This window comes from Pseudomonas syringae KCTC 12500, from assembly GCF_000507185.2.
Taxonomy (GTDB): Bacteria; Pseudomonadota; Gammaproteobacteria; order Pseudomonadales; family Pseudomonadaceae; genus Aquipseudomonas; species Aquipseudomonas syringae.
In genome coordinates this window covers 2,638,066-2,645,000 of the sequence record NZ_AYTM02000002.1, presented here as the reverse complement: position 1 = coordinate 2,645,000, position 6,935 = coordinate 2,638,066, and the positions used below count along the sequence as shown (strand labels likewise).

6 protein-coding genes (1 of these 6 running past the window's edge) are annotated in these 6,935 nt (G+C 59.2%); 5 read left to right on the top strand and 1 reads right to left on the bottom strand.

Annotated features, from left to right (window positions below):
- Window positions 1-606, bottom strand: partial view of an acyl-CoA dehydrogenase gene (locus V476_RS12155; protein WP_024960021.1) — the 5' portion only. It extends 576 nt beyond the left edge of the window; 606 of the gene's 1,182 nt are visible here — the first part of the coding sequence; its start codon is at window positions 604-606; its stop codon lies off the left edge, out of view.
- Window positions 607-759: 153 nt separating this feature from the next.
- Here V476_RS12155 and V476_RS12150 point away from each other — a divergent pair, with 153 nt between their 5' ends.
- The 5 genes from V476_RS12150 to scpC all read left to right on the top strand — a co-directional run bounded on the left by V476_RS12150 (window position 760) and on the right by scpC (window position 6,667).
- On the top strand, window positions 760-1,668 hold the full coding sequence (locus V476_RS12150) for a LysR family transcriptional regulator (protein WP_024960020.1): 909 nt from the start codon (window positions 760-762) through the stop codon (window positions 1,666-1,668).
- A 419-nt stretch (window positions 1,669-2,087) separates the two neighbouring features.
- Window positions 2,088-3,209 carry a Re/Si-specific NAD(P)(+) transhydrogenase subunit alpha gene (locus V476_RS12145; RefSeq protein WP_024960019.1) on the top strand — a complete coding sequence of 374 codons (1,122 nt, stop codon included), beginning with the start codon at window positions 2,088-2,090 and terminating at the stop codon, window positions 3,207-3,209.
- A gap of 10 nt (window positions 3,210-3,219) precedes the next feature.
- Window positions 3,220-3,543, top strand: a complete 324-nt coding sequence (locus V476_RS12140; RefSeq protein ID WP_002555867.1) for an NAD(P) transhydrogenase subunit alpha part 2 — start codon at window positions 3,220-3,222, stop codon at window positions 3,541-3,543.
- Window positions 3,540-4,994, top strand: a complete 1,455-nt coding sequence (locus tag V476_RS12135; RefSeq protein WP_024960018.1) for an NAD(P)(+) transhydrogenase (Re/Si-specific) subunit beta — start codon at window positions 3,540-3,542, stop codon at window positions 4,992-4,994. The genes V476_RS12140 and V476_RS12135 overlap by 4 nt, the downstream gene beginning before the upstream one ends.
- A 179-nt stretch (window positions 4,995-5,173) precedes the next feature.
- Window positions 5,174-6,667 carry a succinyl-CoA:acetate CoA-transferase ScpC gene (gene scpC / locus V476_RS12130; protein WP_004419243.1) on the top strand — a complete coding sequence of 498 codons (1,494 nt, stop codon included), beginning with the start codon at window positions 5,174-5,176 and terminating at the stop codon, window positions 6,665-6,667.
- Window positions 6,668-6,935 lie beyond the last annotated feature (268 nt).

Below are 6,935 nucleotides of genomic sequence, written 5' to 3'. Positions count from 1 at the left end.
GCCTGCCCAGCCTTTTTCAAGAACGAAACCGCGAATATCACCGGCATCGTCCTTGGCCCACACCACGAACACATCGGCGATCGGGCTGTTGGTGATCCACATCTTGCTGCCGCTCAAGCGGTAACCACCCTCGACGCTCCGGGCACGGGCAATCATCGCTCCGGGGTCGGACCCATGATCGGGCTCGGTCAGGCCGAAGCAGCCGATCCATTCGCCCGAAGCCAGTTTGGGCAGGTACTTCTCTTTCTGGGCCTGCGTACCGAACTCGTTGATCGGTACCATGACCAGCGAGGACTGCACACTCATCATCGAACGGTAGCCCGAATCAATACGCTCGACTTCACGCGCGATCAGCCCATAACACACGTAATTCAGGCCGCTGCCACCGAACTCTTCCGGGATGGTCGCGCCCAGCAGCCCCACCTCGCCCATCTCGCGAAAGATGGCCGGGTCGGTTTTCTCGTGACGGAACGCTTCCAGCACGCGCGGGGCGAGCTTGCTCTGGGCGAACTGCTCGGCCGTGTCGCGGACCATGCGCTCTTCTTCAGTGAGCTGTTGATCCAGCAACAAGGGATCAATCCAGTTAAAGCTTGCCTTACCGCTCATGCCAGTTCCTCGCGTTCAGATGAAATCCTGCAGCGATCCTAGTCCTGGCCTATGCCAGCGACAAACGAGGTTTTATCAAGCACGTGTGCTAATTTCTCACTCCGTGACACATAACTGCGCTCTAAAACAAAAATTTCAGTGAGAAGAAAGTACATGAGACGCAAGATACCCAGCACTACTGCACTGGTCAGTTTCGAGGCAGCCGCCCGTCACGAGAGCTTCACCAAGGCCGCAAATGAGCTCTCCCTCACGCAAGGCGCTGTGTGTCGGCAAATCGGCGGACTGGAAGAGTTTCTCGGCGTTGAGCTGTTCCGGCGTTCGCGCAGGGGCGTAAAGCTCACGGAAGCCGGGCTGTCCTATAGTCGTCGTGTGTCCCAGCAACTGGACGCGGTCGAGCGCGACACACTGTCGGTCATGGGCCAGCAAGGTGCCAACGCCATCGAACTCGCCGTGGTGCCGACCTTCGGCACTCAATGGCTGCTGCCGCGCCTGAAGGACTTCCAGCACAAGCACCCCGACGTCACGGTCCACCTGACCAACCGCACCCGCCCGTTCCTGTTTGCCGACACCGACTTCGACGCCGCCATCTATTTTGGCGATGCCGACTGGTCCGGCACCCAGTCGCATCGGCTGATGGGCGAAAACTCCATGCCGGTCTGCAGCCCCTCTTTCCTTGAAGGTCGCGACAGCCTGACGGCACGCGAGCTGGCCGAACTGCCGCTGCTGCAACAGACCACCCGGCCCTACGCCTGGCGCCAATGGTTCAATGCGCAGGATCTGGATGTCGCGCGCGATATGACCGGCCCGCGCTACGAACTGTTCTCCATGCTGGCGCAGGCGGCCATGCACGACATGGGCGTTGCTCTGATTCCCCCCTTCCTCATTCAACGCGAACTGCAGGAAAAGCGTCTGGTGATCGCAAACCCCCGCTCACTGCCCGGCAGCAAGGCCTATCACTTGATGATTCCGGAGCGCAAAGTGGAATCGGCATCGCTGACTGCGTTTTGTGACTGGCTGGTGGGACAGGCCTGCGCCTATCAATTACCCCAGGAAAACGCCTGAACCCGCTATCAGGTAGTACATATCTGAAATAACCTACAGATATAACCTAATGTCGCCATGAAGTAACTTCTCGTTAATCACAAAAAAACCGGCATAACCCTTTATTCATAAGGTCTTTAGGCCTATTCGCCGCTTTGCCCGGTTTTCCGCTAGAAATTTTCTATCACCTGTCTTTTGTGAGGAATAGCGCCACAAGCCTTACAGATAAAGGTCCTCGCCAGATCAGTGCGACAATAGGTCACAGTGTGACTTGTAGTTCATCTATAGTTTCGTTACAGAATGTATTGAAGCCCGCAAACTTCGCCTGCAAAATGCTCCGCCCCTGCTGCAAAGGGGGTGCTGATTGGCCAAGCCAGACGCACCAGCCGTAGTGCACTGGCCTACATACGAACGATAAAAAATCGCGCAGGAGATTTGTCGTGCACATTGGTGTTCCTCTCGAAACACAAGCGGGCGAAACCCGGGTAGCTGCTACCCCGGAAACCATCAAAAAGCTGATCAGCCAGGGTCACAGGGTTACGGTGCAAAGCGGCGCGGGCATTCATGCCAGCGTTCCGGACAGCACTTACGAGGCTGCTGGCGCAGTGATCGGTGACACCAACGAGACCTATGCGGCCGAACTGATTCTCAAGGTCGTCGCACCTGACGATGAGGCGCTGAGCCTGATCAAAAGTGGCTCGGTCGTCGTCGGCATGCTCAACCCTTTCAACAACGAACTGATCGGCAAAATGGCTGCACGTGGCATTACCGCGTTCGCCCTGGAAGCCGCGCCGCGCACATCCCGGGCGCAAAGCCTTGATGTGCTGTCTTCGCAAGCCAACATTGCGGGCTATAAGGCCGTACTGCTCGCCGCACATCATTACCCGCGCTTCATGCCCATGCTGATGACCGCCGCCGGTACCGTCAAAGCCGCCCGGGTGCTGATCCTGGGCGCCGGCGTTGCCGGTCTGCAGGCCATTGCCACCGCCAAAAGGCTGGGCGCAGTGGTAGAAGCGTCGGATGTGCGTCCGGCAGTCAAGGAGCAGATCGAGTCGCTGGGCGCGAAATTCATTGATGTGCCCTACGAGACCGACGAAGAGCGCGAATGCGCTGAAGGCGTTGGCGGCTACGCACGACCCATGCCGGCCAGCTGGATGCAACGCCAGGCCGCCGCTGTGCATGAGCGCGCGAAACTGTCGGACATCGTCATCACCACCGCGCTCATTCCCGGCCGCAAAGCCCCGGTGCTCCTCGGCGCAGAAACCGTGGCGCAGATGAAGCCCGGCTCGGTGGTGATCGACCTGGCCGCTGCACAAGGCGGCAACTGCCCGCTGACCGTTGCCGATCGAGTGGTTGTCGAGCACGGCGTGACCATCGTCGGCCACACCAACCTGCCCGCTCTGGTCGCCGCCGATGCATCGGCGCTCTACGCCCGCAACCTGCTGGACTTCATGAAGCTGCTGTTCGACAAGGACGGCACATTCTCGATCAACCTCGAAGACGACATCGTCGCCGCATGCCTGATGTGCCGCGACGGGCAAGTTGTCCGCAAGAACGGCTGAGGACACACCAATGGAAGAGCTGATTTCCCCCGGCGTCTACAACCTGATCATTTTCGTACTGGCGATTTATGTCGGCTACCACGTGGTCTGGAATGTCACGCCTGCGCTGCACACGCCGCTCATGGCGGTCACCAATGCCATCTCCGCCATCGTCATCGTTGGCGCCATGCTCGCCGCTGCGCTCACGGTCACCCCGCTGGGCAAGACCATGGGCACGCTGGCGGTCGCACTGGCGGCCGTGAACGTGTTTGGCGGGTTTCTGGTCACTCGGCGGATGCTGGAAATGTTCAGGAAAAAGGCCCCCAAGGCAAAGGATGAGGCGCCCAAGTCATGAGCATGAATCTGGTTACCCTGCTGTACCTGATCGCATCGATCTGCTTCATCCAGGCACTCAAAGGCTTGTCGCACCCGACCACCTCGCGCCGTGGCAACTTGTTCGGCATGCTCGGCATGGGCCTGGCGGTCATCACCACAATCGGTCTGGTGTTCAAGCTCGCGGCGCTGTCTACCGCTGAAGGGACCAGCGCAGGCATCGGCTACATCGTGGTCGGCCTGCTGGTGGGCGGAACCGCCGGCTCGATCATGGCCAAGCGCGTCGAAATGACCAAAATGCCGGAGCTGGTGGCGTTCATGCACAGCATGATCGGCCTGGCGGCAGTGTTCATCGCTATCGCGGCGGTCGTCGAGCCTCAATCACTGGGCATCGTTCGCAATCTGGGCGATGCGATTCCGGCCGGCAACCGTCTGGAGCTGTTCCTCGGGGCCGCCATCGGGGCGATCACCTTCTCGGGTTCGGTCATCGCTTTCGGCAAACTCTCGGGCAAGTACAAATTTCGCCTCTTTCAAGGCGCACCAGTACAGTTTGCCGGCCAGCACACGCTCAATCTGGTCCTTGGCCTGGCCACACTGTTCTTCGGCCTGACCTTCATGTTCACCGGCAGCCTCACTGCCTTTGCAATCATGCTGGCGCTGGCCTTCGTCATCGGTGTGTTGCTGATCATCCCGATTGGCGGGGCCGACATGCCGGTAGTGGTCTCGATGCTCAACAGCTATTCAGGCTGGGCAGCGGCCGGCATCGGCTTTTCGCTGAACAACTCGATGCTGATCATCGCGGGCTCACTGGTGGGTTCCTCGGGCGCGATCCTCTCCTACATCATGTGCAAGGCGATGAACCGCTCGTTCTTCAACGTGATCGGCGGTGGCTTCGGCGGCGCAACGGACTCGGCAGGCCCGGCGGGTGCGAAGGAAGCACGCCCGGTGAAATCCGGCTCGGCAGACGACGCGACCTTTTTGCTGACCAACGCCGACACCGTGATCATTGTGCCCGGCTACGGCCTGGCAGTGGCTCGTGCCCAGCATGCGCTCAAGGAGCTGACCGAGAAGCTCGTCCACCGCGGCGTCACCGTGAAGTATGCCATTCACCCGGTGGCCGGACGCATGCCGGGGCACATGAACGTGCTGCTGGCCGAAGCCGAAGTGCCTTACGACCAAGTGTTCGAGATGGACGACATCAACTCCGAATTCGGTCAGGCCGATGTGGTGCTGGTGCTCGGTGCCAACGACGTGGTCAACCCGGCCGCCAAGAACGATCCGAAATCCCCTATCGCCGGGATGCCCATTCTGGAGGCGTTCAAGGCCAAGACCATCATCGTCAACAAACGCTCGATGGCCAGTGGTTACGCAGGCCTGGATAACGAATTGTTCTATCTGGATAAAACCATGATGGTCTTCGGAGACGCCAAAAAGGTGATCGAGGACATGGTGAAGGCCGTCGAAAACGCCTAGCCTGACCCCGTGCCATTGAAGCCCCGGATCGCTTGGCGACCGGGGCTTTTTACATTCCGCGTAACAGTGTTTTGCGCTGGAACCCGCTAATTAGAGCGGTCAAATGCGACCTTGGTAGCAGGACGAAGTTCGACCAAGGCTCTAGACTTGTCGTTCGCTTCTATCTACGAGACAGACCCATGTACCGTGACCGTATTCGCCGGCCCTCCCTGATGAGCAAGGTTATGAGCGCAGCCGACGCTGCCGCCTTGATTGAAGACGGCATGACCGTCGGCATGAGTGGCTTCACCCGTGCAGGCGAAGCCAAGGCCGTACCCCACGCGCTGGCCGAGCGCGCCAAAGTGACGCCGCTGAAAATCAGCCTGATGACCGGCGCCAGTCTGGGCAATGACCTGGACAAGCAACTGACCGAGTCCGGCGTACTGTCCCGGCGCATGCCCTTTCAGGTCGACAGCACGCTGCGCAAGGCGATCAACAACGGTACGGTGATGTTCATCGATCAGCATTTGTCCGACACCGTCGAGTTGCTGCGCAATCGACAGATCAAGGCTGTGGACCTCGCCGTCATCGAATGCGTGGCGATCACCGAAGAGGGCCATCTGGTGCTGAGCACCTCCGTGGGCAACTCGGCCAGCTTCGCCATCCTGGCCAAACAGGTCATCGTGGAAATCAACCTGTCCCAGCCACTGGAGCTGGAAGGCCTGCACGACATCTATATACCCAGCTACAGACCGACACGCCTGCCGATTCCGGTCCTGGAGGCAGATTCGCGCATCGGCAGCCACGCGGTGAAGATCGACCCGGCAAAAATAGTCGGCATTGTCATCAGCAACCAGCCTGACTCGCCCTCCACGGTCACACCACCTGACGCGGACACGCAGGCCATCGCCAATCATCTAGTGGAGTTCTTCAAGAAAGAAGTGCGCGAAGACCGGCTGACCGACAAGCTGATGCCATTGCAGGCGGGGATCGGCAACATTGCCAACGCCGTGATGCACGGCCTGCTCGCGTCGCCCTTCACGGACCTGACAATGTACTCCGAGGTGCTGCAGGACTCGACATTCGACCTGTTCGACGCAGGCAAACTGACTTTTGCCTCGGGCAGTTCCATGACCTTGTCGGCGGCCAAGCACGCCGAGGTGTTTGCCGACTTCAATCGTTACAAGTCCAGGCTGGTATTGCGCCCCCAGGAAATCTCCAACCACCCCGAGGTGATCCGTCGCCTTGGCATCATCGGGATCAATACTGCGCTGGAGTTCGACCTGTACGGCAATGTGAACTCCACCCACATCTGCGGTACACGCATGATGAACGGCATTGGCGGTTCCGGAGACTTCTCGCGCAACGCGCACCTGGCGATCTTCGTCACCAAATCGATCGCCAAAGGTGGCGCGATATCCAGCGTTGTGCCCATGGTCAGCCACGTCGACCACACCGAACACGACGTCGACATCCTGGTCACCGAGCAGGGCCTGGCGGACCTGCGCGGTCTGGCGCCTCGCGAACGCGCCAGAGTGATCATCGATAACTGCGTGCATCCGGATTATCGCGGCGCGCTGAACGCCTATTTCAATGCCGCTTGCGCCGTGGGCGGGCATACCCCGCACATCCTGCGCGAAGCACTGAGTTGGCACATCAACCTGGAAGAGACCGGACGCATGCTGCCGGCTTGAACAGGACAGTTGCAAGTGAGCAAGCGCTTTCCTGATTCACTTCCTGCTTGCACCCAAGGGCTTATCGAAAAACTGTACTGCTGTACCGGTCATAAAAGTGCCTTAAAACACTAAAATCACCACAATCGATCACAAAACGCACTCATACAGTGCAGACCGGTACAGTTGCCCCATTTATGAACAAAACAGTGCCCAATCACAGTTAACTGAACCCTCACAATACAGGTGAACTGTGTCTATGGAAGCTGGACGCGCACGAGGAAAATGG